Genomic DNA, 24,863 nt, shown 5'->3' with positions numbered 1-24,863 from the left:
AGACATCAATCATGAAAAACAATATGTCAAGACGCCAATTTCTGAAGACTGGCGGGCTTGCCTTGGCTGCAATGACCTTTCAGCCCGCTTCCGTATTATCTTCATCCGGGACTTTGAGCCAGAGATATGTTTCGTTGCGTCCTTCTGCAAGCAAAAGGAGCTTCATTTCGAAGGCAGTAGATGCTGCCATTGAAGAAGCAAAGCCTAAAATAAAGGACGAGAAGTTGCGCTGGATGTTCGAGAACTGTTTTCCCAATACGCTTGACACTACTGTCAGATATAGAGTGAAGAATGGCAGACCGGATACTTTCGTCATTACAGGTGATATAGATGCCATGTGGCTGCGCGACTCTTCAGCGCAAGTATGGCCCTATCTGCCGTTGATGAAGAAAGATAGGGACTTGCAGCTGATGGTGGCAGGACTTGTCAACAGACAGACTGAATGTATCTTGATAGACCCGTATGCCAATGCCTTCAACGACGGGCCGTTGGGCAGCTATTGGGAAACCGACCATACACAACATATGGTTAAGGAACTGCATGAACGCAAATGGGAGATAGATTCTTTGTGCTATCCCATTCGTTTGGCCTATCATTATTGGCAATACACGGAAGACACGTCTGTGTTCGATGAAAATTGGCATAAAGCGATGCTGCTGGTGGTCAAGACCTTTAAAGAGCAACAGAGGAAACAAGGCTTAGGACCTTATAGCTTTACGCGCGATTGCGACCGCCCTACAGATTCGCAGATTAACAACGGATGGGGAGCACCGGTAAAGCCGGTCGGCTTAATCGTTTCTTCTTTCCGTCCGTCAGATGATGCTACACAATACGGTTTTCTGATTCCTTCTAATATGTTTGCAGTTGTGTCATTGCGCCAATTGGCCGAGATAGAGGATAAAGTTTATGGAAACAAGGACTTCTCTGGCAAATGTATAGCACTGGCAGATGAAGTGGATGCAGCTATCCGCAGGTATGGTACTTTCAATCATCCGGTTTGTGGACGTATTTATGCTTTTGAGGTCGACGGTTTTGGTAACGCGCTTTGTATGGACGATGCCAATGTACCCAGTTTGCTGGCTGCGCCTTATCTGGGTTATTGTTCTTTTAAAGATGCGATTTACCAGAGTACCCGCAAAATGATATGGAGTGACAATAATCCTTATTTCTTTAAAGGAAAAGCCGGCGAAGGGGTAGGAGGTCCTCATGTGGGATTGAATTATATCTGGCCGATGAGCATCATTATGAAGGCTTTTACAACGGATGATTCCGAAGAAATACGTGCTTGTCTGAAGCAACTTCGTGATACGGACGGAGGGACGGGCTTTATGCATGAGTCTTTCCATTCGGAGGATGCCGCGGACTTTACTCGTTCCTGGTTTGCCTGGACAAATACTTTGTTCGGTGAACTGATATTGAAGACAATCAAGGAATATCCCAACTTATTATCCCAAATACTATGAAGATAAGATATTGGTTACTGGCTATGTCATTCATTTTTCTCTCTTGTGGGAGAGTGGCTGATGATGTAGCGGCAAACTATGGTATTATACCCATGCCGAATGAACTTGCTCCAATGCAGGGAGTGTATGTCCTGCAAGGGGAAAAAACAGTGGCTGTCCCTTCCGGGGAAGCCGCGATGAAAGTTTTTCATTATTTGGAGGATGCGTTGAAAAACACTTCTGTAACGCTGAAGGGTATTTCGGAAACGGGAAAGGCCGATATTTGCTTATCTATAGATAATTCCTTGCCCAATGAGGCCTATACATTGGAGGTTTCTTCCGATAGGATAAATATATCTTCCAATGAAACTGCCGCAGGATTTTTTTATGGTGTCCAGTCTTTGCTGCAGCTCATGCCGGCAGCCATTTATGATGGTGACCGGAAATACGAAGGAAAGATTAGGATTCCTGCTGTCAGCATTACGGATGCTCCCCGTTTCCCTCATCGTGGGGCTATGATGGATGTAGGACGTAATTTTCTGCCCAAAGAGGAAGTGCTGAAGTTTCTTGATTTGATGGCATTCTATAAATTGAATAAATTCCATTTTCATCTGACAGATGACCAAGGATGGAGAATAGAAATAAAGAAATACCCGAAACTGACTGAAATAGGTTCTTATCGTAAACAGACTCAGATAGGACACTCTGATTATTATTTTCCACGGCGTTACGATGGAAAAGAAAAGAGAGGTTATTATACGCAGGAAGAAATAAAGGAAATTGTGAAGTATGCATCCGACCGTTTCATTACGGTCATTCCCGAAATAGAAATGCCGGGGCATGCATCCGCAGCACTGGCTTCCTATCCGGAACTTTCTTGCGGATTGGGAAAGACTTATGTGGTGCGTGATTATTTTGATGTTTTTGATGAGGTCTATTGTTCCAAAGAGCATACATTTGAATTCTTACAAAATGTGCTGACCGAAGTTATGGAACTCTTCCCCAGCCATTATATCCACATTGGTGGAGATGAGTGTCCCAAGAAAGCATGGAAGAAGTGTGCCCATTGCCAGCATTTGATGAAGCGGGAAGGTCTGCCCAACGAAGAAGCTCTGCAAAGTTGGTTTATCCATCGGATTGAGCAATTTGTGAACAGTAAAGGGCGTGACATCATCGGGTGGGATGAGATTCTGGAAGGAGGGCTTGCCCCTAATGCTACCGTCATGTCATGGCGTGGCGAGAAAGGAGGTATCGAAGCGGCTCGCCAACGGCATAAAGTCATTATGACACCCGGCAAAAAGTGTTATTTGGATTACTACCAGGAAAGTCCGGAATTCGCTCCGTTGGCTATCGGCGGTTTCCTTCCATTGGATACGGTGTACAATTATAACCCGCTTCCTGCAGAACTGACTCCGGAAGAACAAGCTTATATAATAGGTGTACAAGCCAATATCTGGGGAGAGTACATACAGACTCCCGAGTATTTTGAATATATGGCTTTCCCCCGTTTGCTGGCTATGTCAGAGGTGCAATGGACACAGCCGGAACATAAGGACTTCGAGTCGTTTGCCCGTAGGCTGGATAAGGAGTTTGAACGATTGGATTATTGCGGAGTGAATGCTTGCCGCAACTTCTATGAAGTTAATCAGACTGGTGCGTGGAACAAGTCGCAGCAGACTTATGAGGTGACTTTGAACACCTTCTGTCCGGATGCCGATATTTACTATGCCGTAAATGATTCAACGGTCAACACTTCATCTTCCCTTTATGGGACTCCGATACCGTTGGACGAGGATGCAACTGTTTATTCGGCAGTTTACAGAGACGGTAAGCCGCTAGGGAAAGTGACCCGCAAGAGTTTTGCTGTAAACAAGGCAACCGGATGTGACTATACTTGTAATCCTGAAGCAGGATGGGAGCACTTGAATAAAGGCTTCGGACTAACTGATGGACGATGTGGCTATGCCCGCGACATGCGTCGCTGGATTAGCTTCTACCAGGATACTGTACAGATTGTAGTGGAACTGAAGAAACCTCAAAAAGTCAAGGAAGTTGCCTTTTCTTCTTTATGGAGGCCGGTAAATGGGATATGGCCGGCAAGAGCGATGGGTGTCTCTGTTTCAATGGATGGTCAGACTTTTATTCCGGTGGGCACTAAACGGCTGACTTATGATTTTACCTTGACGGAAGGTACCCGCTTCCCGGTATCTCTTTCATTTGCCGAAACGGAAGCTGCATTTGTCCGCTTGGAATTATTGAGTGGTGGCTTGTGCCCGAAAGGATATTTTCATGAAGGGTTGCAGAGTGAGTTGGCAATAGATGAAATAGAAATATATTAATCTCAAGAAATTATGAAGAAAATAGTTGTTCTTTTAGTTGTACTGTTGGGCTGTATGCCGGTAACGGCTTTTGCGCAGAAGCAATTCTTTTTTAAGGATGGCAAGTTTGTAGTAGCACAGTTTACAGATTTGCACTGGATGCCGGGTTCTGCAAAGTGTGCCGAAACGGCAGCTACTATCCGTGCTGTCCTGGCAGCCGAACATCCGGATATTGCTATACTGAGTGGGGATGTGGTGACCGATGACCCTGCTATGGATGGATGGAAAAGTGTAGTGGATATTTTCAATGAGGCCAAGATGCCTTTTGTGGTGATGATGGGAAACCATGATGCAGAATACTTGACGCGCAATGAAATCTATGATTTCCTCTTGAAGTCTCCCTACTATGTGGGGGCAAAAGGCCCTGAAGATATTATGGGATGTGGTAATTGTGTGATTCCTGTTTATAGTCCGGAGAAGAAGGACCAGGTAGAGGCATTGCTCTATTGCATGGATTCCAACGACTATCAGCCTAATAAAATCTATGGTGCTTACGACTGGATTCATTTCGACCAAATAGAATGGTACAGAAAGCAAAGTAAACACTTTGCAGAGAAGAACGGTGGTAATCCCGTTCCTGCTTTGGCCTTCTTCCATATTCCGCTGATTGAATACAACGAAATCAGAGGTGACGGGAAAACTTATGGCAATGACAAAGAAGGTGGAGTTGCCTCTGCTAATATCAATTCCGGTATGTTTGCTTCCTTCCTTGACATGAGGGATGTAATGGGAGTATTTGTAGGACATGACCATGATAACGATTTTATAGGAATAGATAAAGGTATTGCATTGGGATACGGACGGGTGACCGGTGCGGATGCGTATGGAGAGTTGACGAGAGGAGCCCGTATCATTGAACTGTACGAAGACCAATTCAAATTTGACACATGGATTTCCACTCCTTCGGGAAGGGAGGCTGCCTACTATTACCCTTCAGGTCTGAATTCGGATGAGGAGCAGAGTATGGCTTATTTGCCGGCTACGGGAACTTCTCCCAAGAAGCAGGGTGTGGCATATACCTATTATGAAGGCAAATGTAAACGTGTTGCCGATATTGCCGCCTGTAATAAAGTGAAGGAAGGGGTGATGAAGAATTTCTCGATTGAAGAAGCAGCCGTCCCTGATCATTTTGCTTATGATTTCCGTACGTTGGTGAAAATTCCAGAAAGGGGAGTATACCGTTTCTATACTTTTTCCGATGATGGTTCTAAACTATACATAGACGGTAAATTGATTGTTGATAACGACGGTGGACACAGCGGACGCCGTGCCGAAGGGAAAGTCGCTCTCGAAGCAGGGTACCACGAGTTGCACCTGCTGTATTTCGAAGATTACATGGGCCAGGAATTGGAAGTCGGGTATTCGGGACGGAATGTTCTGGAAACCGTGTTACCTGATACCATGTTGTTTGTACCGGATTAAATCAGCGCTGGTAACTCTTTGTCTGGTACTCTTTCCGATATTCATTGGGGGAAACTTTCTTCAAAGCTTTAAATTGGCGGGACAAGTTCTTCAGGTTATTTATTCCGACTTGTTCCGCCACATCTGCAATCGGAGCATCACTGGCCAACAGCAATTGGGCAAAGCGTTCCATCCTAAGGTTGAAGATATATTTGTGGATGGACTGCTGGGTGACTTGCTTGAAACGAATCTCCAATAAACGGCGTGATAATGGTACTTGTTTCACTATATCCGATACAGTGATATCAGCCGCTATATTCTGATGGATATATTTCAGAGCGGTTTGGATATGGGCATCGGTGGTAGAATAGAAGTCGGTCGAAAGCCGGTTAATGATATTAACTGGTTGGAGCACTACGTCCCGATAAGTGGCCTCCTCATCATTCAATAGATGTTCTATGAGGGCGGCTGCCTCAAATCCGCCTCTTACAATGTTTTGGCTGATACTGGATAGGGGAGGGTCTGAAAGATTGCATATAATCTCATCATTGTCGACTCCTAATATTGCTATCTTGTCGGGCACTCTGATGTTGTTGACTTTACAGATTTCCGTAATGCGGTTACCTTGATTGTCATCGCAAGCCATGAGTGCCGTAGGTTGCGGCAATGACTTTAACCAATTGAGCAGAGGTGGTGCCTCATAAAACCATAAGTCATCAAGTGATTGATCTTGATAAGAATAGAAATTGTTTCCAAACCCTTGGGCTGCTATACATTCATAGAAACCCTCGCAACGTTCTTGTGACCATACCGTATCGCGATAACCGTAGAATGCGAAGTTCTGAAAGCCTTTACTCAGAAAAAACTCTGCTGCCATTCTGCCGGTCTTGCGGTAATCGCCGGTGATGTTTGGAATATTGCTGAACCTTGATTTATAATCCTGGGCCAACGCGATAATTCCGTTTTCACGGAATAGCTCCACATTGTCATCATTGTCAAATCTGCCGATGATTGCATCTGCATGCCATGTCTTTGCCCATTTTAAGACTCCTTCTATACCATGACTGTTTTTGTAGGAGGGTGGCATACGGCATACTACCCATGGTTCATGGCTTTTGGAATAGGCCAATACCCCCTTTAACAGATTGTACGAAAAGGACTCTGTAAAATCGGTCAATAATATCAATCGAATCATAGCAGTTGACTAAATGTAACAGATTGTTACTTATACAAATGTTAGCTTAATTGACAAATATAGGATTTTATTTCTTTTTCTTCAAATCTTTTCCCTCATATTTGCAGATTGCTTCAATCCACTCTTCTTCCAGTGGTTTGGATTCGTGTTTGGCGAGGTCGAAGGCTACCATGACGGAAGTACAAACGCATTTTACTTCTTGGGTTTCCGTATCGATGACACGCTGTGCCAGATGGAAACTCTTGGTTCCTATTTCAGTAACGGCAGTTTGCACGGCAATATGGTCCGAACCATAAATCTGCGCAAGGAAATTTGCTTCAATATGGACGACAACGATGCCATCCTTTTCCCAATCTACATCCGGGCATACGGAAGCGAAATATTCCGTTTTTCCTAAATCATAAAAAGAAAAGTAAACAGTGTTGTTTACATGGCCGAATTTGTCGACGTCATTGAAGCGTAGTTGTATGGGCAGGGTGTGGTTAAATTGAATTTCTTCCATTGTTTTCTCTTAAACTTTATTTATAATCGCTGCAAAAATACTATTTTTGCATGTTAATCCGTGAACTTATATATCAAGAAATGATAGAAGACATTAAAAAAGCCTGCCAGGTGATGAGCGAAGGCGGGGTAATTTTGTATCCGACAGATACGATTTGGGGCATAGGTTGTGACGCTACCAATGAAGAAGCGGTGCGCCGTGTATATGAAATCAAGCGACGCTCTGACAGTAAGGCGATGCTGGTATTGGTAGATTCCCCGGTAAAGGTGGATTTCTATGTGCAGGATGTTCCAGAGGTTGCCTGGGATTTGATAGAACTGGCTGACAAGCCTCTTACCATAATTTATTCCGGAGCGCGTAATCTGGCTCCTAATTTGCTTGCCGAAGATGGTAGTGTGGGTATCCGCGTCACCAGTGAGGCATTTTCAAAGCGGCTTTGCCAGCAGTTCCGTAAGGCGATAGTCTCTACTTCTGCCAATGTCAGCGGGCAACCGTCTCCCGGCAACTTCAGTGAAATAAGTGAAGACATCAAGTCTGCGGTAGATTATATAGTAGGATACCGCCAAGAGGAAACGGGACGCCCGAAACCGTCCAGCATCATTAAGTTGGGCAAGGGCGGAGTCATCAAGATTATTCGCGAATAAAAGGAAAAAATGGCAGAGGATAAGAGGAGTTTGTTGCAGCGCTTCATCATTTGGCGCGAAAAGAATATCAAGGAGAAGCAATTCATACTGATTCTCAGTTTTCTTGTGGGTATTTTTACGGCGTTCGCCGCACTGATACTGAAAGGCATCATACACTGGATACAGAACTTCCTGACGGACAATTTCAATGCGACGGAGGCCAACTATCTTTATCTGGTTTATCCGGTAGTGGGTATCTTCTTGACCGGACTGTTTGTCCGTTACGTGGTGAAGGACGACATCAGTCATGGTGTTACGAAAATCTTGTATGCCATCTCGCGGCGACAGGGACGTATCAAACGACATAACACTTGGTCGTCCATCATAGCCAGTTCCATTACCATCGGTTTCGGTGGTTCGGTCGGGGCGGAGGCGCCTATTGTGTTGACGGGTTCGGCTATCGGTTCTAATCTGGGAAATATATTCAAGATGGAGCATCGTACGCTGATGCTGTTGGTGGGATGTGGTGCTGCTGGTGCGGTTGCAGGCATTTTCAAGGCACCAATTGCCGGTTTGGTATTTACGCTGGAGGTACTGATGATAGATTTGACAATGTCTTCCTTGTTGCCGTTGCTGATATCCGCGGTGACGGCTGCAACTGTTTCCTATATCGTGACGGGTACGGACGCCATGTTCAAATTCCATTTGGACCAAGCTTTCGAATTGGAGCGTATTCCGTATGTCATTATGTTGGGCGTCTTCTGTGGATTGGTTTCCCTTTATTTCACCCGCGCCATGAACTCTGTGGAAGGCGTGTTCGGAAGGTTGAGAACTCCCTATAAGAAGCTGATAATGGGCGGTGCCATGCTGAGTATCCTGATATTCCTTTTCCCACCGTTGTATGGCGAAGGTTACGATACGATAGAATTATTGCTGAATGGAGTGAGTAATGCCGAATGGGACACGGTGATGAATAATTCCTTCTTCTACGGGCACGGCAATCTGTTGCTGATATACCTCATACTGATTATTCTGTTCAAGGTTTTTGCCTCGAGTGCCACGAATGGCGGTGGCGGTTGCGGCGGTATCTTCGCACCTTCATTGTATTTGGGGTGTATTGCCGGTTTTGTCTTTTCACATTTCAGCAATGAAATAGAGATGACGGCTTATCTGCCCGAAAAGAATTTTGCCTTACTGGGAATGGCGGGGGTTATGAGTGGGGTCATGCATGCTCCGCTGACCGGCGTGTTTCTCATTGCCGAACTTACGGGAGGATACGACTTGTTCCTGCCGCTGATGATTGTTTCCGTCAGCTCTTATCTTACCATTATCATGTTCGAACCTCACAGTATTTACTCCATGCGTTTGGCAAAGAAAGGAGAGTTGCTGACGCACCATAAGGACAAGGCCATCCTTACCCTGATGAAGATGGAGAATGTGGTGGAAAAGGATTTTGTGACCGTGCATCCCGAAATGGATTTGGGTGAACTGGTAAAGGCCATTTCTGCTTCGCATCGTAATGTCTTTCCCGTGGCCGATAAGGAAGGAGTACTGATTGGCATTGTTTTGTTGGACGATATCCGGAACATTATGTTCCGTCAGGAGTTATATCATCGCTTTACAGTGGGAAAACTGATGACTTCGGCTCCGGCACGTCTGTATGATACGGACAGTATGGAGCAGGTGATGCGTACCTTTGATGATACGAAGGCGTGGAATCTGCCGGTGGTGGATGCGGAAAACAAATACTTGGGATTCGTGTCCAAGTCGAAGATATTCAACTCGTATCGTGAAGTGTTGGTACATTTTTCAGAGGACTGAGGACATGTACAATTTACCATTTACAATGTACAATTTGCCATTCGGAGTGCTGTGTACATTGTACATGGTAAATAGTACATGAGTAGCCTCGCAAATTGTACATGGTAAATAGTAAATGGAGTAAATTGTAAATGAAATGGTGGAAAAGAAGAATTTGAGGATTGTATATATGGGTACTCCCGATTTTGCGGTGGAGGCTCTTCGTTGTCTGGTAGAAGGAGGTTACAATGTGGTGGGTGTCATTACGATGCCGGACAAGCCTGCCGGACGGGGGCATAAGCTCCAATTCTCTCCGGTGAAACAGTATGCACTGGAACATAATCTTCCGCTTCTTCAGCCGGAGAAGTTGAAGGATGAGGTTTTTGTGGAGGCGTTGCGTGCATGGAAGGCCGATTTGCAGATAGTCGTTGCTTTCCGCATGTTGCCGGAGGTGGTATGGAACATGCCGCGATTGGGCACCTTCAACCTGCATGCTTCCCTGCTTCCGCAGTATCGCGGCGCAGCTCCCATCAACTGGGCGGTGATTAATGGTGATACGGAAACGGGCATCACCACTTTCTTCCTGAAACATGAGATTGATACCGGTGAGGTTATTCAGCAGGTACGGGTACCCATTGCCGATACGGACGACGTGGGTATCGTTCATGACAAACTGATGCTGTTGGGCGGTCGCCTGGTGGTAGAGACTGTTGATGCCATTCTTGCCGGTACGGTGAAAAGTATTCCTCAAGAAGAAATGGCCGTAGTGGGTGAACTGCGTCCGGCACCGAAAATCTTCAAAGATACTTGTCGTATTGACTGGAACCGTCCGGTGAAGCGTATTTACGATTTTGTACGCGGCCTTTCTCCCTATCCTGCCGCTTGGACGGAGTTGGTCCAGCCCAGTGGAGAATCTATTGTAGTAAAAATCTTCGAGACGGAGAAGATAGGGGAATCCCATCAACTGGCTCCCGGAACCTTGCAGACAGACGGGAAAAACTATATCCGCGTTGCTGCCGAAGATGGCTTTGTCGGCATCCGCTCCCTCCAGCTTCCAGGCAAGAAGAGACTGAAGACGGATGAACTGCTGCGCGGCTTCCGGTTGACGGAAGAATGTGTGATGAAATAACTGATTGTCATTCATCAACTTCCTACTGCAAAACTACTGCATTTGTTTTGCAGCGTCACTGCAACTAATATGCAGTGTGACTGCAACTGCTTTGCAGTAGCACTGTAACACGTTTGCAGTGACGCTGCAAAAGGTATGCAGTAAGTTTGCAGTGAGAGTTTTGACTTCCAATGTTAGGCCGACTTAAATCTTTTATCTATATTTGTACATCACAAAGTTCGTAAACTTTAGAATACAGCATTATGAAACCAATCATATCCCCTTCTATTCTCTCTGCCGATTTCGGTTATCTGGCACGGGACATTGAAATGATTAACGAAAGTGAGGCGGAGTGGGTACATATCGACATCATGGACGGTGTGTTTGTCCCCAATATTTCTTTCGGATTCCCGGTACTGAAGTATGTGGCAAAACTGTCGCAGAAACCTTTGGATGTGCATCTGATGATTGTACAGCCGGAGAAGTTTATTCCGGAGGTGAAGGCTCTGGGAGCCCATGTCATGAATGTGCATTATGAGGCTTGTCCGCATCTGCACCGCGTGGTGCAGCAAATTCGCGAAGCAGGGATGCAGCCGGCAGTAACGATTAATCCGGCAACTCCCGTGTCCTTGTTGAAGGATATTATTAATGATGTATACATGGTGCTGATCATGAGCGTAAATCCTGGCTTCGGCGGACAAAAGTTCATAGAGCATTCTCTTGATAAAGTGCGCGAGTTGCGTGAATTGATTACGGTTACCGGTTCGCAGGCCTTGATAGAAGTGGACGGTGGCGTAAACTTGGAAACCGGTTCGCGTCTGGTAGAAGCTGGAGCAGATGTACTGGTGGCAGGCAATGCCGTTTTCTCGGCTCCCGATCCGAAGGAGGCCATCCGTGCATTAAGGAATCTGTAATCCGTCTTCTGGATTGATAATCGACAGCTGGCAACGGCATCCTTTCCTTCGACTGTTGATGCCGTTGGTAGTTGGTATTTTGTGTGGAGATGCGTTTCCACACGTGCTTTCTGCATGGGAGTATGTGGCAGGTTTTCTGCTTTTTCTTTTTATTATAGGTAGATACAAGCATACCGGATGGGTGTATGGAGCGGCGGTATACCTTTTCTTGGGTGGTACGGGGTTCTGCTTGATGAGTTGGCAGCAGGGAAAGACGGCATTTCCCTTTTCGGGCAAACCTGCTGTTTATAGGGTTTGTATCCGCGAGCATCCCGAAGAGAGGGAGCGCAGCATATTGTGCAGGGTTGTCCTGCTGGGAGAGGTAGAGCAGGATGCAGTTACGGGTTGCCCCCGGAATCATCTTTTTCTGGCTTATTTCCCGAAAGATTCTGCTACGGTCACTTTGTGCCGTGGTGATGAGTTGCTGGTATCTACCCGGCTTGTTCCTCCGGCAAACAATGATAATCCCGACGAGTTTGACTATGCTCGCTACCTGAGGCGGAAAGGCTATAGCGGCACGGCCTACGTGGCTGACGGACATTGGCGGAAGACGGGGCATAATGCCTCTCGCACTGTCAGCCAGGTGGCACTGGATTATAGGGCGAAAGTGGTTGGCTTATACCGGAGTTTGGGCTTTGAAGCTGATGAATTGGCAGTGCTTTCTGCGTTGACGGTGGGGGATAAAGAGGAACTGAGTGATGATATTGTGGAGACCTACTCCGTTTCGGGAGCCAGCCATGTACTGGCACTTTCGGGGTTGCACATAGGTTTTCTGTATGCTTTGCTCTTGTTTGTGCTTCGTCCTTTGTGGAGGCGATGGCGGCGGTTGAAACCTTTGTTGCTTTTGCTTCTGGTCCTTTTCTTGGTGAGTTTTGCTTTTTTCACGGGATTGTCCTCCTCGGTGGTGCGGTCGGTTGTCATGTTCTCTTTGTTGGCGTTTGCCGGTTTGAAGCCGGAAAAGCCGCTGACTCTGAATACGCTGGCGGCAACTGCTTTCCTGATGCTGCTGTGCAAGCCGGCCTGGTTGTTTGATGTCGGTTTTCAGTTGTCATTCTCGGCGGTTACAGCTATTGTACTTGTACAGCCTAAGTTGTATGCCCTTTGGAAGGTTGACAATTGTTTCCTGCGATATTTGTGGGGACTTATGACAGTGTCTGTGGCAGCTCAGCTGGGTACGGCCCCTTTGGTCATTGTCTATTTCTCCCGTTTTTCCACTCATTTTCTGTTGACTAATCTTTGGGTAATTCCCATGGTGTCACTCGTTCTGTATTCGGCGGTCTTTCTGTTGATGCTTACGCCGCTGCCTTTTGTACAACATCTGTTTGCAAGGGTAGTAGAGGCATTGGTACATGTCCAGAATGAAGTGCTTCGCTGGATAGAGCATCTTCCCGGCGCTGCTGTCGATAATATTTGGTTGGATATATGGGGCGTTCTGCTCGTCTATCTGTTCTTGGGGATGGCATATTATGGCTTTCTACGCCTTACGGTACGTAGAGTCTGCTTTGCGTTGCTGGCATTGTTGGCAGTGGTTTCCTGGCATTCCCTTTCCATCATGTCCAATGCTCCCCGGCAGGGGATTGCTTTTTATAGCGTGAGAGGTTGTCCCGTTGTCCATTGTATGGCAGACAACCGTCATTCTTGGTTGGCATGTACCGATAGCTTGCCGGATATGCCGCGTTTGTGCCGTGCCCTTTCTCCGCATTGGAACCGCCTGCATCTGGAGACTCCCCGACTGGTTACCGGAGATTATATAACTCCCGGCTTATCCATGCGCAACCAGATTGTCTCTTATGCCGGTAAGTGCATCTGTCTTCTTTCCGACAACCGTTGGAGAAACAAGAACTCTTCCCGTCCCCTCTCAGTTGATTATTTGTATATCTCCAAGGGGTATCAAGGTGGGATAGAGGAACTTACTTCGCTCTTTTCCATAGGGATGGTGGTACTTGACGCTTCTCTTTCAGACTATTATCAGAATAAGATTGCCAATAATTGCGTTCGCTTAGGTATTCCCTATCTTCTTCTTTCTCAAAAAGGTTCTTACCGCATATTGTTATAAATCACAAACTTTTTGTACTTTTGCCCCTTCAATTTGTTATAAACGCCAAATAGTAAATAGTCAATCGTCAAATAGTAAATAAATATATGTTGACCAAAGTAATAGAACAATCCAAGATAGACCATTTCACCAAATGGTTTGACCGTGCAGACAAGATAGTAATCGTTTCGCATGTGGGTCCCGACGGGGACGCCATCGGCTCTTCTCTGGGCTTGTGGCACTTCTTCAGCTCGCAGGGAAAGACGGCGAATGTTATTGTGCCGAACGCTTTCCCCGACTTCTTGAAATGGATGCCCGGGAGCAAGGACGTCCTTCTGTACGACCGCTACAAGGAGTTCGCTGACAAGCTGATTGCCGAGGCGGATGTCATTTGTTGTCTGGACTTTAATGCTATCCATCGTATAGATGCCATGGGTGACGCTGTTCTTGCATCCCCGGCAAGAAAAATACTGATAGACCATCATCTCCATCCGGAGGATTTCTGCAAGATTATCATTTCCCATCCGGAGATATCCTCCACTTCGGAACTGGTTTTCCGCCTGATTTGCCGTATGGGCTATTTCAGTGACATTTCAAGGGAAGGTGCGGAATGTATCTATACGGGCATGATGACCGATACCGGCGGGTTCACCTATAATTCCAATAATCGGGAAATCTATTTCATCATCAGCGAACTGTTGTCGAAAGGTATTGATAAGGACGAGATTTACCGCAGAGTGTTCAATACTTATTCAGAAAGCCGTCTGCGCCTGATGGGATATGTCTTGTCACAAATGAAGGTCTATCCGGACTATCATGCAGCCTTAATTTCCTTGACTAAAGCCGAACAAAGCCAATTTGACTATGTGCGTGGAGATAGTGAAGGGTTTGTGAACATTCCTTTGAGCATCAAAGGGGTGATTTTCTCTTGTTTCCTGCGTGAAGATACGGAGAAGCCGATGATAAAGATTTCTTTACGTTCGGTCGGTACGTTCCCTTGCAATCAGCTGGCTGCCGAGTTCTTTGGCGGCGGTGGTCATTTGAATGCTTCCGGCGGTGAATTTTATGGAACGATGGATGAGGCCCGCAAGGTCTTTGAGCAGGCTTTGGAGAAATACAAATCGCTGCTGAATGCCAAAGGATAAAAAAAGTTCAGTTGTAAAGGTTAAAAGTTACGAACTTTCTATCTGCAGCTTTCAACTTTCAAGGAAATCAGATACTTTTGTACGAAATTACTAAATAACAGAAATGAAGAAACTTACTTTATTCTTTTTTGCCTTACTTGCAGTTTGTTTAGCCTTCCAGGCATGCGATAATTCTAAAACTTATGCCGAAATGCTTGAGGAAGAAAAAGATGCCATCAAAGCGTTTATCAAAGACAGTAGTATTGTCGTTATTTCTCAAAGTGAATTCTATGCGCAAGATTCGACAACGGATGTAAGCAGGAATGAGTATGTGCAGCTGGCAAGCGGGGTGTATATGCAGATTGTGGATAAAGGTTCGACGAATCCTGCAGATACAGTTAAACCGAATGATTTGGTTTTGGTGCGTTATGAAGAATATGGATTGATAGAAAAGGCGGTGACTTCATCTAATTTGAATAATCCGACAGTTGTGGATGAATTCAGATATACGGTTACTTCTTCATCTATAGCCGGACTTTTTACACAAGGATATATGCTTGCATATTATGGATCGTCCGTGCCTGCCGGTTGGTTGGTCGCTTTGAATTATGTACGTGATGGGGCGCATGTGAAACTGATTGTACCATCTAAGATGGGGCAACAGACTGCCATGCAACAAGTGTATCCTTATTATTACGATATACATAAATTCCAAATTTGGAACTAACCTATAAATTTTAAATCATTAACCTATGACTCTAATCAAATCTATTTCTGGAATCCGCGGAACCATTGGCGGTGGTGCCGGCGAGGGATTGAATCCGCTCGACATTGTGAAGTTCACTTCAGCTTATGCTACCCTGATTCGTAAGACGTGTACTGTAAAAAGTAACAAAATCGTGGTAGGGCGTGATGCCCGCATCTCTGGCGAGATGGTCAAGAACGTAGTAGTCGGTACCTTGATGGGTATGGGCTGGGATGTAGTGGACATTGATTTGGCTTCTACTCCGACTACCGAGCTGGCTGTAACCATGGAAGGTGCCAGTGGAGGTATTATCCTGACTGCCTCACACAATCCCAAGCAGTGGAATGCGTTGAAACTGTTGAATGAAAAGGGCGAATTTCTGAACGCTGCCGAAGGTCAGGAAGTACTCCGCATTGCAGCTGCCGAAGAATTCGATTATGCCGAAGTGGACCAACTCGGCTCGTACCGTCAGGATTTAAGCTACAACCAGAAACATATCGACAGCGTATTGGCGCTTGACCTTGTAGACGTGGAAGCTATCCGAAAGGCAAACTTCCGTGTAGCCATCGATTGTGTAAACTCTGTAGGTGGTATTATTCTGCCGCAACTACTTGAACAACTTGGTGTTCAGCACGTAGAGAAGCTCTATTGCGAACCGACCGGTAACTTCCAGCATAATCCCGAGCCTCTGGAAAAGAACTTGGGTGACATCATGAACCTGATGAAAGGAGGGAAGGCAGATGTTGCATTTGTTGTAGACCCTGATGTAGACCGCCTGGCAATGATTTGCGAAGACGGCAAGATGTACGGTGAAGAATATACACTGGTTACTGTTGCCGACTACGTATTGAAACATACTCCGGGCAATACGGTATCCAATTTGAGTTCGACCCGTGCCTTGCGCGATGTAACTCGCAAGTATGGGCAAGGATATTACGCTTCCGCCGTAGGTGAAGTGAATGTAACTACCAAAATGAAGGAGGTAGGTGCCGTTATCGGTGGCGAAGGAAACGGTGGGGTAATTTATCCGGCCAGCCACTATGGACGTGATGCCTTGGTAGGTATTGCCTTGTTCTTGAGCCATCTGGCACACGAAGGCAAGAAGGTGAGCGAACTCCGTGCATCCTATCCTGCATACTTCATGGCAAAGAATCGTGTAGACTTGACTCCTGAAACAGATGTAGATGCTATTCTTGCCAAGGTGAAGGAGCTGTATAAGAATGAAGAAATCAATGATATAGACGGTGTGAAGATTGACTTCCCCGACAAATGGGTTCATCTGCGTAAAAGCAATACGGAACCGATTATCCGCGTTTATAGTGAGGCCGGTACACCAGAAGCTGCCGAGGAAATCGGTCAGCAGATTATGAAGGTGATTGAAGACCTGGCAAAATAAGACTGATTGTAATGACTGTTATATGTCCCACTTTTCTTTTGGAGAGTGGGACTTTTTTTAGGGAGTATTTATTGCTGCTACAATTCGATGACTTTCTCTATCTCTTCTTCAAAGTTTGGAGTAAAGACTTCCTTTCCTATGCTTTTTTTGATTTCATCAATGTTCCAGAAACGTCCTCCGTCCAGCTCGTCACTGGGGTGTATTTCACCGTCGTAGACCGTTTTGTGTACGAAGACCAGTTCCTTTTCGCGGGCAGACTCGAAGACATAATGCAAGACGGTTTCGGGAACAAAGTCGGTAATGCCGAGTTCTTCGCGTACCTCGCGTTTCAGCGCCATCTCTACACTTTCACCTAAATCGACGTGTCCGCCTACGGAGGTGTCCCACTTCCCCGGTTGTATGTCTTTCCATTCGGGACGTTTCTGCAGATACAGCTCACCTTTGGAATTGAATACATGAAGATGGATTACCGGATGCAGCAGTTTGCCACCGTTATGGCATTCGCCACGGGTGGCGGCACCTATGATGTTGTCTTGTTCGTCGACAAGGGGGAACATCTCTTGATTGTTATCGTGGTTCATTGTGTTTAGGGTATTAATAATGATGAATCTCCATAGCTCAGAAAGCGGAAATCATGTGCCAGTGCATAGTTATAAATCTTCTGCCAGTCGCCGTGTACGAAAGCTGATACGAGCAGCAGCAAGGTGCTTTGCGGTTGGTGGAAATTAGTCACCATAGCCTTCACGATTTTGTATTCATATCCCGGGGCGATGATGATTTGAGTGCTGGTATGCAGAGTCTCCATACTATGCTTGTCAAGATAGGCGACAATGGCTTGCAGGGCTTCTACTGCAGGGGTGGTGGCAGCCTTGGCAGACATTTCATAAGGTTGCCATTGGTGGACGTGCAAGTCTTCCTCCGTGGCTTCGGGATTATTCAGTAAGGTGGCTCCGATGTGATAAAGGCTTTCCAATGTGCGCACCGAAGTTGTCCCTACGGCCACTGCCTTGCCGTCGTGCGCTATGAGTTTTTCCAATGTGTTGCGCGAGACGGAGATGTATTCCGTATGCATTTCATGCCCTTCTATTTCTTCACTTTTCACCGGTTTGAAGGTTCCGGCTCCCACATGGAGTGTCAGTTCTTCCAATTCTACTCCTTTATTGCGCAATGCGTCCAATACGCGTGGGGTGAAATGCAGTCCCGCTGTAGGGGCAGCCACCGAACCTTTGATTTTGGAATAGACAGTCTGGTAAGTCTCCTTGTCACTTTCCTGGGTTTCCCGGTTCAAGTAGGGAGGGATGGGCAATTCACCGAAGACCTCGAGAATGTCGGCAAAAGTCACTTCCGGATTATTCCAGCGGAAGTTTACCCAATGGCTGGTTCCGTGGCATTCGCCCCGTTCGGCGGTCAGGGTGAGTGGTTTGCCTTTCACGGTCATCTCACGTCTCAGCATGCCTTCTTTCCATTTTTTCAGGTTGCCGACCATGCAGAGCCAAGCGGTATGCTCGGTTTGCTGGAAGTTGAGGGCATAGTCGTTCGGCTGTATAGGTTCTAGGCAGAATACTTCAATCAGTGCTCCCGTTTCTTTCCGGAAATGCAGGCGTGCTTGGATGACTTTGGTATTGTTGAATATCATCAGGCTTCCCGATGGCAGATACTCCGGCAGTGAAGTGAATCTGTCTTCTGAAACTTCTCCGTGGCGATACAATAACAGTTTGGACTGGTCACGTACGGACAATGGGAACTTTGCAATGCGTTCGTCCGGCAATGGGTAGTTGAATTCGCTGATTCTGATATGTCTGGGGTCTTCTTTCATGATGGCTTTCTCTTTATTATATCGGCTGCAAAGGTACGGATATTTGGGAAGATTTGAAGAATAAGGGAAATAATTCCTAACTTTGCAGGAAGAAAGTAGGAAAAGACAAACTAAAAGATACGTTACTATGAAGATAGGAGATAAAGTTCGTTTCCTCAGCGAAGTTGGGGGTGGTGTTGTGACAGGATTTCAAGGGAAAAACATCGTGTTGGTGGAAGATGCCGACGGTTTTGACATACCGATGCCCATAAACGAATGTGTGGTGATAGAGACCGATGATTATAATATCCCCACTCCGGCAGCCAAAGCGGCTGCCAAGAAGAAGCGGGAAGAAGAGCAACAATTGCGTACGACTGCTACTGCGGCAAGGCCGTCTGCTATGGAGTCTCAGGTTTCAGAGCCTCAAACGGTCCGTTTGGAGAAACCGCAGATATCTGTTTATCGTCAGCCCGAGATGAAAGGCGGAGATATCCTGAATGTTTTTCTGGCTTTTGTTCCGGAGGATATCAAGGCTGTCAGCACTACACCTTTCGAGGCATATTTGGTGAACGACAGTAATTATTATATGTATTATACCTATTCGAGTGCTGAAGGAAAGTCCTGGACAGTCCGTTCGCATGGTTTGATAGAGCCGAATACGAAACTTCTGCTGGAGGAGTTCGAAAAGTCCGAGTTGAACGACCGTGAACGTGTGATGGTACAGCTGGTGGCATTCAAAGATAACCGTGCGTTCACAATGAAACCGGCTGTCAGTGTGGAAGTCCGCATAGATATGGTAAAGTTCTATAAACTGCATACATTCCAGCAGACGGTTTTCTTTGAAACACCGGCCTTGGTGTATGATATTGTCCGGAATGACCAGCCTGCCAAGCAGGTGTATGTTTCGGCAGAGGAACTGAAGGAGGCTTTGATACAGAAAAAAACGGCAGATACTCCATCCAAACCGCAGACGGTCATCAAGCGTGGGGGCAAGAATGGGATTGTCGAGATTGACCTGCATATCGGCGAGTTGCTGGATGACACCTGCGGCATGAGCAACAGTGAAATATTGAATTACCAGCTGGACAAGTTTCGTGAAGTGATGGAACAATACAAGAAAAAGCGCGAACAACGCATCGTCTTTATTCATGGCAAGGGGGATGGTGTACTTCGTAAAGCGCTATTGGATGAGTTGAAACGTAAATATTCCAATTGCTGCCACCAGGATGCTTCGTTCCAGGAGTATGGATTTGGGGCGACGATGGTGACGATTAAATAAAATCAAGTATTTGAATAGTGAATAGGGCAGTTCAAACGTTGGAATGCCCTATTCATTATTTTTGATGGCTTATATAGCTAAATATTGTACTATGATGTGATTTTTTGTTTCGTTTTAATAAAGCGGTAACGTATGCTCTTTTATGGCTGAGAAATACGCCTTATACTTGACGGCATTTCGCAAAAATATTTTAAGTTTGCAGATGTATTGAATAAATAATCTAATTACGGGAAACATGGGAGAGAGGGTGGATAAGCGAATTCGATTTTACATTTATTGGATATTAGGGCTTGTGTTTCTAGGGGCTTGTGCGCCCGGAGATAAAGAGGACGTATACACAGAGATGAGAGCTTTTGAGGATTTTTCCCGTATAAATGGAGATTCTGTGGCCATTGTGCCCCGCAAGGTAAGGTTGAAGGCTCTTCAAAAGATGGAAGAGGCAAAGGACAGCTTGGTCAAGTATAATTATTTGGCAATGACACTGAAAACATATTTGATTACTTCGCAACTTGATTCGGCGCAAATCGTAATCCAACAGATACATGCCTTTATAGAAAGGCAGCATAGTTCCTCTCAAATGGCAGATTTGGAATCCGAATGTTTCAATATGAAGGGAAATATCTTTGCACGTATTGGGAATATGGATTCTGCCGAAATTTGCTTCCGGAAGGCTTATGAATTACGGATGAGAGGGACTAGGATTGAAGTGGTGCCAGATATTTTGATGAATCTTGCTGATGCGAATAACCGTTTAGGAAAATTGGATATAGGGGCAGCTTGGTATAGGAGAGCTTTGTTGATGTGTGACTCTTTGCATATAGCTTCTACCAAGAAACCTCCCATTTATTATGGTTTGGCACAAGTATATGTTACCATGCGTGATTTCGAACAGTGTGATTACTATTATAATCTGGCAGGGGAAAGCTATGACAGTATGCTGCCTTATGAAAAATATATTTATTTGAATAATAGAGGGACTTCTTACTATTATAGGGAGGATTACCAGACAGCGATAAAATATTTCCAAAAGGTTATTGATTTAGTCGAAGGATATGATGATATGAGTTTTGAACTTAATCTGGGGAGGTTGAATTTAGGAGACTGTTATCTTCAACTGAATATGGTTGATTTGGCTGTTAAATATATAAATGAATGCCAACCTTTTTTTGAGGAAATGGGGGTGAGTACTGCACTATATTATATCGATACGCAGAAAATAGAATTAGCCCTGCTTCAGAAAGACTTTCAAGAAGCACGCCGTTTATTGTCCGAGAGTGTAGTTTCTCCGGGCATCGACCCTGATATGGTACATATCCGTAATAAATACCTTCAGCAGTTTTACGAGGAAACCGGCAACTACAAGAGGGCTTATCACTATCTGCAGAGGAACAACCTGCTTGATGATTCTATCAGGAATGAGCGTGTCCGGATGCGTACGGCAGACTTGACTTTGCGTTATCAGCAGGATTCTACCTTGATGGCACATCGGGTTTTGCTTCAGGAGCAGAAAAACGAGGTGCTGGTGCTGAGGCAGACACAGTTTGTCGTGTTTGCTGTAGCTGTTGTATCTATATTGACGGCGGTTTTTCTTTATCTGTACAGCAAAAAGAAACGTGCTTTGTTGCTTGCACGGAATCATCGCACAGTCTCTACACTTCGTCTGGAGAATATCCGTAACCGCTTGTCCCCTCATTTCATCTTCAATGTGCTGAACTGGGAGATGGCGGAGCGGAATGTAGAAGAAAAGCAAGAGCTTTCGTCGCTGGTAAAACTGATGCGTCGCAATCTGGAATTGGCGGAACAACTGTGTGTAACCTTGGCAGAGGAGCTGGATTTTGTGAAAACATATATTAATCTGGAACGCCGTTCTTTAGGTCCGGATTTTCATTCGGAACTGAAGATAGAAAAGGATGTGCAGCCGGAGCAAATAAGGATTCCGTCTATGATGATTCAAATTCCGGTTGAAAATGCAGTGAAGCATGCGTTGCGCGAGAAGGAAGGTGAACGTAATCTTTGGGTTTCGGTCTGTCGCCGGGGAAACGGTATCTGTATAAAGATAACGGATAATGGTGGCGGTTATCGTCCAGACAGTCGGAACCGGGGCACGGGGACGGGAATGAAAGTCATTATGCAGACCATTCAGATTCTCAACAATAAGAATAAGGAGGCCATTGATGTTTCAGTGCACAATGTCTCTCTACAGAGTGGTGAGATGGGATGTGAGGTGACTTTCTGGTTGCCAGACAACTACGATTACAGGATTTAAAAGAACCGTTTAATCTCGTTTTTTGCAAGGATAGGCATATTTACGGATAAATAGTCCGTAAATGGCTTCTTGTTGCTTTGTATGGGAGCAGGATTATGTATATATTCGCGAAAAGAAAAACATAAAAGAAACATGGATAAATATAAGGTTGCAATAGTTGACGACGATGAGGTGGCTCTTGAGAATCTGAGTTTTGAATTGGGAAAGGATGCACGCTTTTCTTTGAAGGGAACTGCCCGTAATGGCAAGCAAGGGAAAAAACTCATTGCCAAGGTACAGCCGGATTTGTTGTTCTTGGATGTGGAAATGCCGGATATGACAGGAATGGAACTACTGCAGGAAATACGTGGCAGTGTTTCATGGAACATGCGGATTGTTTTCTATACGGCTTATGATAAGTATATGGTTCAGGCTATCCGGGAGGCTGCGTTCGACTATCTGTTGAAACCTTTTGAAGAGCAGGAGTTTCGGGATATTCTTGCACGTTTTGTAGAGCAGGCAGAAGCTGGGCAGAGAATGTCATATCCCATTGGTGCGCCGTTGCATGCCGGACAGACATTTATCGTATTTACGCCAACCAATGATATGCGTGCATTGCGTCCGGCTGAAATCGGTTTTTTTCGCTATTGCTCCGAGCGTAAGCAGTGGGAGGTGATACTAAACAACCAGCCGCCATTGGTGCTGCGTCGCGGAATGACTGCTGAGCAGATTACTCAATATTCATCCAGTTTCGTGCAGATACATCAATCGTATATTATCAATATTGATTATCTGATGATTATAAAGGATAGCAAATGTATGCTTTATCCACCATTTGACAAAGTGACGGAACTGCTGGTTTCCAGAAAGTATAAGAAAGAACTGCAAGACAGATTCTGCTTGTAAAGTGATAAGAATTATTTGGTTAGGGAGTTGACGCCGCAGACTTTGGTGGCGTTGACGTAAAGAAAAGGCATTGAACCTTTAAAGTCCAATGCCTTTTTATTTATCAAATACAATTTTCGTATTCATCAGAAGCGAAGCTTATTTCACTTCGATACCTTTGTTCTGCAGTGTGACATTTAATACTCTGGCATAATCGGCATACTGCTTTTCATTCAGAGTCTTTTTCATCAACTTCAGATTACCATAAACTGCATTACGGAGTAACTTCTCCTGATTCTTCTTGGAATTTGTAGCGCGTTCCATCTGTTCTGTAAAATATTCGCAGATGTTTGCCACTTCTTCATGCTGGTTGGAATCCAGATTCAAATACTTACTCAACTTTGTTATGTTGATGTTACCTTCCCATTTTGCAGTTGTAGGCTGGTTTTCTGCTGCAAATGTTGTAGCAGTCAGGCAGACTGCTGCCACTAATGTTAATCCTAAACGTTTCATAATACCTACTTTTTAATTGTTATTCCTAAAAACTAATTTCAATCTAATACCTATTGAAAACTCTCTAAGCGCTTAGCTTTTTCTTTTACCTATGCAAATGTAGGTATATGTTTTATAACACAAAAATGAATAAGGGAAAAAGTGTAGTCTATACCTTCATTTCTTGACTTAAATCAATTTTATAGTGTGAAAATGCTTTGTTTAGATGCTTTTTGTAATACGAATGTAATGTGGACTAACTGAATTTATATTTGTAGTAGTGGATAAAAGGATTTTTATTAGTCAAAATGTTATTGCCAAATAGTTTCGGGTAATTCTATGATTACTCTGCTTTCAGAGCAGACTCCCACAAAGCCTAATCCGCCTATGACGTTGCAAGGCAGACTGATAGGTTCCATTAAAGCATCGTCGTAATCCCCATCATCCAGGCAGTTTAAGGCTTTTAGATAGCGGTATTCGGCTTCAGTGATGCTAAGCAACCGTATGGTGATGGTTTGTTTGCGGGATATATGGTCGTAGTAGTGTCCCTCTATCGGATAATAATCTTGGTAGAGAGGGGTGTATACTTTCAATGTGGCATAAGAGTTACGGAAAGTGTTATCATTGAATATGTTGTATTTGTTATTTATGGTGGGAAACAATTCATTTTCTTCATCATCATAGTTGCTGGGGTGGCCGTCAGTCAGTATAACATCTTCCCGGTTGATGATTTCGTTCTGCCGGGGAGCAAGGATGGTAGTGTCTCTAGGTATGGAGGCCCAATGCCAAGAGCCGTCCTCGTCTTCCACTTTGATGAGGCTGCCGTTTTCATCCTCCAGATATTCTTTCCATTTGCAATAGTAACTACGGTCGTTCCAAATGTCCAGCCGGTAGTAGTTCTTCTCGTTGGGGCGGTCTTGCAATGTAATTTTGTATTGGCGGTAAAGGGTTTTCCCGCTGTACTCGCGCAGGTAGGCCAGGCAAGTATCCACGTGCAGGCTCTCTATCGGTTGTGGCACGGTGACTTCGGCACTGGCATGGTATTTTCCGTTTTCGGCAGTGGCTTCCAGACGTATGTTGTCACCGGGATGCAGTGTGCTGGTCAGACGATATTTCTTGAAACGTATACTTTTCAGTAATGATTCATAAACGTCCTTATCAAGTTCTCCTTCCAGATGCCCATAAATTTCTTCCGGGGAAACCGCTTTCGGAGTTTCTGCTATTTTGCCATTGATGTAGAGGGAAAGAGTTGCTTCGTTCAAATGTTCAATGCTATAGCCCTCGCCTAAGTGGAGATAGACATCATTCTCAGCTTGTCCGGTTTCGAGCAAGGCGTTCATGATGATTTGCGGATCTTGTTGTCCGGGATTGTAAGGAATTTCGTTTTCGCAGGCTGTTAGGAAGCTTACAATAGTTATATATATAATAAGGTGTAATTTCATTTTTGTTTTCATATGCCGAATTT

At 45.1% G+C, this 24,863-nt stretch carries 20 protein-coding genes; 14 read left to right on the top strand and 6 right to left on the bottom strand.

Features of this window, described 5'->3' with window-relative positions; translation table 11 throughout:
• The first annotated feature begins 11 nt into the window (after nucleotides 1–11).
• The 3 genes from HUX74_RS19160 to HUX74_RS19150 are packed head-to-tail and all read left to right on the top strand — an operon-like array spanning nucleotide 12 to nucleotide 5,242.
• Nucleotides 12–1,463 (top strand): glycoside hydrolase family 125 protein, encoded by a 1,452-nt coding sequence (locus tag HUX74_RS19160; protein WP_117600841.1) that lies wholly within the window; start codon nucleotides 12–14, stop codon nucleotides 1,461–1,463.
• A complete protein-coding gene (locus HUX74_RS19155; protein WP_117600842.1) occupies nucleotides 1,460–3,781 on the top strand; it encodes a glycoside hydrolase family 20 protein in 2,322 nt (773 codons plus the stop codon). The genes HUX74_RS19160 and HUX74_RS19155 overlap by 4 nt, the downstream gene beginning before the upstream one ends.
• A gap of 12 nt (nucleotides 3,782–3,793) precedes the next feature.
• Complete coding sequence (locus HUX74_RS19150) at nucleotides 3,794–5,242, top strand: PA14 domain-containing protein (protein ID WP_174647240.1); 1,449 nt, start codon at nucleotides 3,794–3,796, stop codon at nucleotides 5,240–5,242.
• Between the two features lies 1 nt (nucleotide 5,243).
• Here the strand turns inward: HUX74_RS19150 and HUX74_RS19145 are convergent, their stop codons facing one another.
• Nucleotides 5,244–6,416, bottom strand: coding sequence for a DNA-binding transcriptional regulator (locus tag HUX74_RS19145; RefSeq protein ID WP_016273079.1), 1,173 nt, complete (start codon nucleotides 6,414–6,416; stop codon nucleotides 5,244–5,246).
• A 67-nt stretch (nucleotides 6,417–6,483) separates the two neighbouring features.
• The gene (locus HUX74_RS19140) at nucleotides 6,484–6,918 is read right to left on the bottom strand and encodes a thioesterase family protein (protein WP_117600845.1); all 435 of its coding nucleotides are present in this window, start codon (nucleotides 6,916–6,918) and stop codon (nucleotides 6,484–6,486) included.
• 80 nt (nucleotides 6,919–6,998) lie between these two features.
• Between HUX74_RS19140 and HUX74_RS19135 the strand changes: the two genes are divergently transcribed.
• The 8 genes from HUX74_RS19135 (at nucleotide 6,999) to glmM (ending at nucleotide 16,702) form a co-directional block, all read left to right on the top strand.
• Complete coding sequence (locus HUX74_RS19135; RefSeq protein ID WP_117965256.1) at nucleotides 6,999–7,562, top strand: L-threonylcarbamoyladenylate synthase; 564 nt, start codon at nucleotides 6,999–7,001, stop codon at nucleotides 7,560–7,562.
• A gap of 9 nt (nucleotides 7,563–7,571) precedes the next feature.
• Nucleotides 7,572–9,362 carry a chloride channel protein gene (locus tag HUX74_RS19130; protein ID WP_117965238.1) on the top strand — a complete coding sequence of 597 codons (1,791 nt, stop codon included), beginning with the start codon at nucleotides 7,572–7,574 and terminating at the stop codon, nucleotides 9,360–9,362.
• A gap of 136 nt (nucleotides 9,363–9,498) precedes the next feature.
• Nucleotides 9,499–10,470 (top strand): methionyl-tRNA formyltransferase, encoded by a 972-nt coding sequence (fmt, locus tag HUX74_RS19125; RefSeq protein WP_117965240.1) that lies wholly within the window; start codon nucleotides 9,499–9,501, stop codon nucleotides 10,468–10,470.
• A gap of 242 nt (nucleotides 10,471–10,712) precedes the next feature.
• The gene (gene rpe / locus HUX74_RS19120) at nucleotides 10,713–11,363 is read left to right on the top strand and encodes a ribulose-phosphate 3-epimerase (RefSeq protein WP_005830060.1); all 651 of its coding nucleotides are present in this window, start codon (nucleotides 10,713–10,715) and stop codon (nucleotides 11,361–11,363) included.
• Between the two features lie 58 nt (nucleotides 11,364–11,421).
• Nucleotides 11,422–13,458, top strand: coding sequence for a ComEC/Rec2 family competence protein (locus HUX74_RS19115; RefSeq protein WP_174647357.1), 2,037 nt, complete (start codon nucleotides 11,422–11,424; stop codon nucleotides 13,456–13,458).
• An 86-nt stretch (nucleotides 13,459–13,544) separates the two neighbouring features.
• Nucleotides 13,545–14,582, top strand: a complete 1,038-nt coding sequence (locus HUX74_RS19110; RefSeq protein ID WP_174647239.1) for a bifunctional oligoribonuclease/PAP phosphatase NrnA — start codon at nucleotides 13,545–13,547, stop codon at nucleotides 14,580–14,582.
• Between the two features lie 103 nt (nucleotides 14,583–14,685).
• The gene (locus HUX74_RS19105) at nucleotides 14,686–15,288 is read left to right on the top strand and encodes a DUF4827 domain-containing protein (RefSeq protein ID WP_117600851.1); all 603 of its coding nucleotides are present in this window, start codon (nucleotides 14,686–14,688) and stop codon (nucleotides 15,286–15,288) included.
• Nucleotides 15,289–15,313: 25 nt separating this feature from the next.
• The gene (gene glmM, locus HUX74_RS19100; RefSeq protein WP_117600852.1) at nucleotides 15,314–16,702 is read left to right on the top strand and encodes a phosphoglucosamine mutase; all 1,389 of its coding nucleotides are present in this window, start codon (nucleotides 15,314–15,316) and stop codon (nucleotides 16,700–16,702) included.
• A 77-nt stretch (nucleotides 16,703–16,779) separates the two neighbouring features.
• Here glmM and HUX74_RS19095 read toward each other — a convergent pair whose 3' ends face one another.
• On the bottom strand, nucleotides 16,780–17,283 hold the full coding sequence (locus HUX74_RS19095; RefSeq protein ID WP_174647238.1) for an NUDIX domain-containing protein: 504 nt from the start codon (nucleotides 17,281–17,283) through the stop codon (nucleotides 16,780–16,782).
• 5 nt (nucleotides 17,284–17,288) lie between these two features.
• A complete protein-coding gene (locus tag HUX74_RS19090) occupies nucleotides 17,289–18,518 on the bottom strand; it encodes an S-adenosylmethionine:tRNA ribosyltransferase-isomerase (RefSeq protein WP_117966711.1) in 1,230 nt (409 codons plus the stop codon).
• A 127-nt stretch (nucleotides 18,519–18,645) separates the two neighbouring features.
• Between HUX74_RS19090 and HUX74_RS19085 the strand changes: the two genes are divergently transcribed.
• From HUX74_RS19085 to HUX74_RS19075, 3 genes are all read left to right on the top strand, one after another.
• The gene (locus HUX74_RS19085) at nucleotides 18,646–19,776 is read left to right on the top strand and encodes a DUF2027 domain-containing protein (RefSeq protein ID WP_174647237.1); all 1,131 of its coding nucleotides are present in this window, start codon (nucleotides 18,646–18,648) and stop codon (nucleotides 19,774–19,776) included.
• Between the two features lie 235 nt (nucleotides 19,777–20,011).
• A complete protein-coding gene (locus HUX74_RS19080; protein ID WP_174647236.1) occupies nucleotides 20,012–22,042 on the top strand; it encodes a histidine kinase in 2,031 nt (676 codons plus the stop codon).
• A 132-nt stretch (nucleotides 22,043–22,174) separates the two neighbouring features.
• Complete coding sequence (locus tag HUX74_RS19075; protein WP_117600855.1) at nucleotides 22,175–22,927, top strand: LytTR family DNA-binding domain-containing protein; 753 nt, start codon at nucleotides 22,175–22,177, stop codon at nucleotides 22,925–22,927.
• A gap of 138 nt (nucleotides 22,928–23,065) precedes the next feature.
• On the opposite strand, the gene HUX74_RS19070 is transcribed toward HUX74_RS19075, so the two are convergent.
• Both HUX74_RS19070 and HUX74_RS19065 read right to left on the bottom strand, forming a co-directional pair.
• Nucleotides 23,066–23,419: a hypothetical protein gene (locus tag HUX74_RS19070; RefSeq protein ID WP_057097580.1), complete on the bottom strand. Its 354-nt coding sequence runs from the start codon at nucleotides 23,417–23,419 to the stop codon at nucleotides 23,066–23,068.
• A gap of 290 nt (nucleotides 23,420–23,709) precedes the next feature.
• Entirely contained in the window at nucleotides 23,710–24,852 is a 1,143-nt protein-coding gene (locus tag HUX74_RS19065) for a DUF4249 domain-containing protein (protein ID WP_174647235.1), read from the bottom strand.
• Nucleotides 24,853–24,863 lie beyond the last annotated feature (11 nt).

Origin of the sequence: Bacteroides sp. Marseille-P8574 (assembly GCF_902825465.1) — a bacterium.
Taxonomy (GTDB): Bacteria; Bacteroidota; Bacteroidia; order Bacteroidales; family Bacteroidaceae; genus Bacteroides; species Bacteroides uniformis.
Note: the sequence above shows the minus strand (reverse complement) of the source record. Positions and strands in the feature narration are given on the sequence as shown.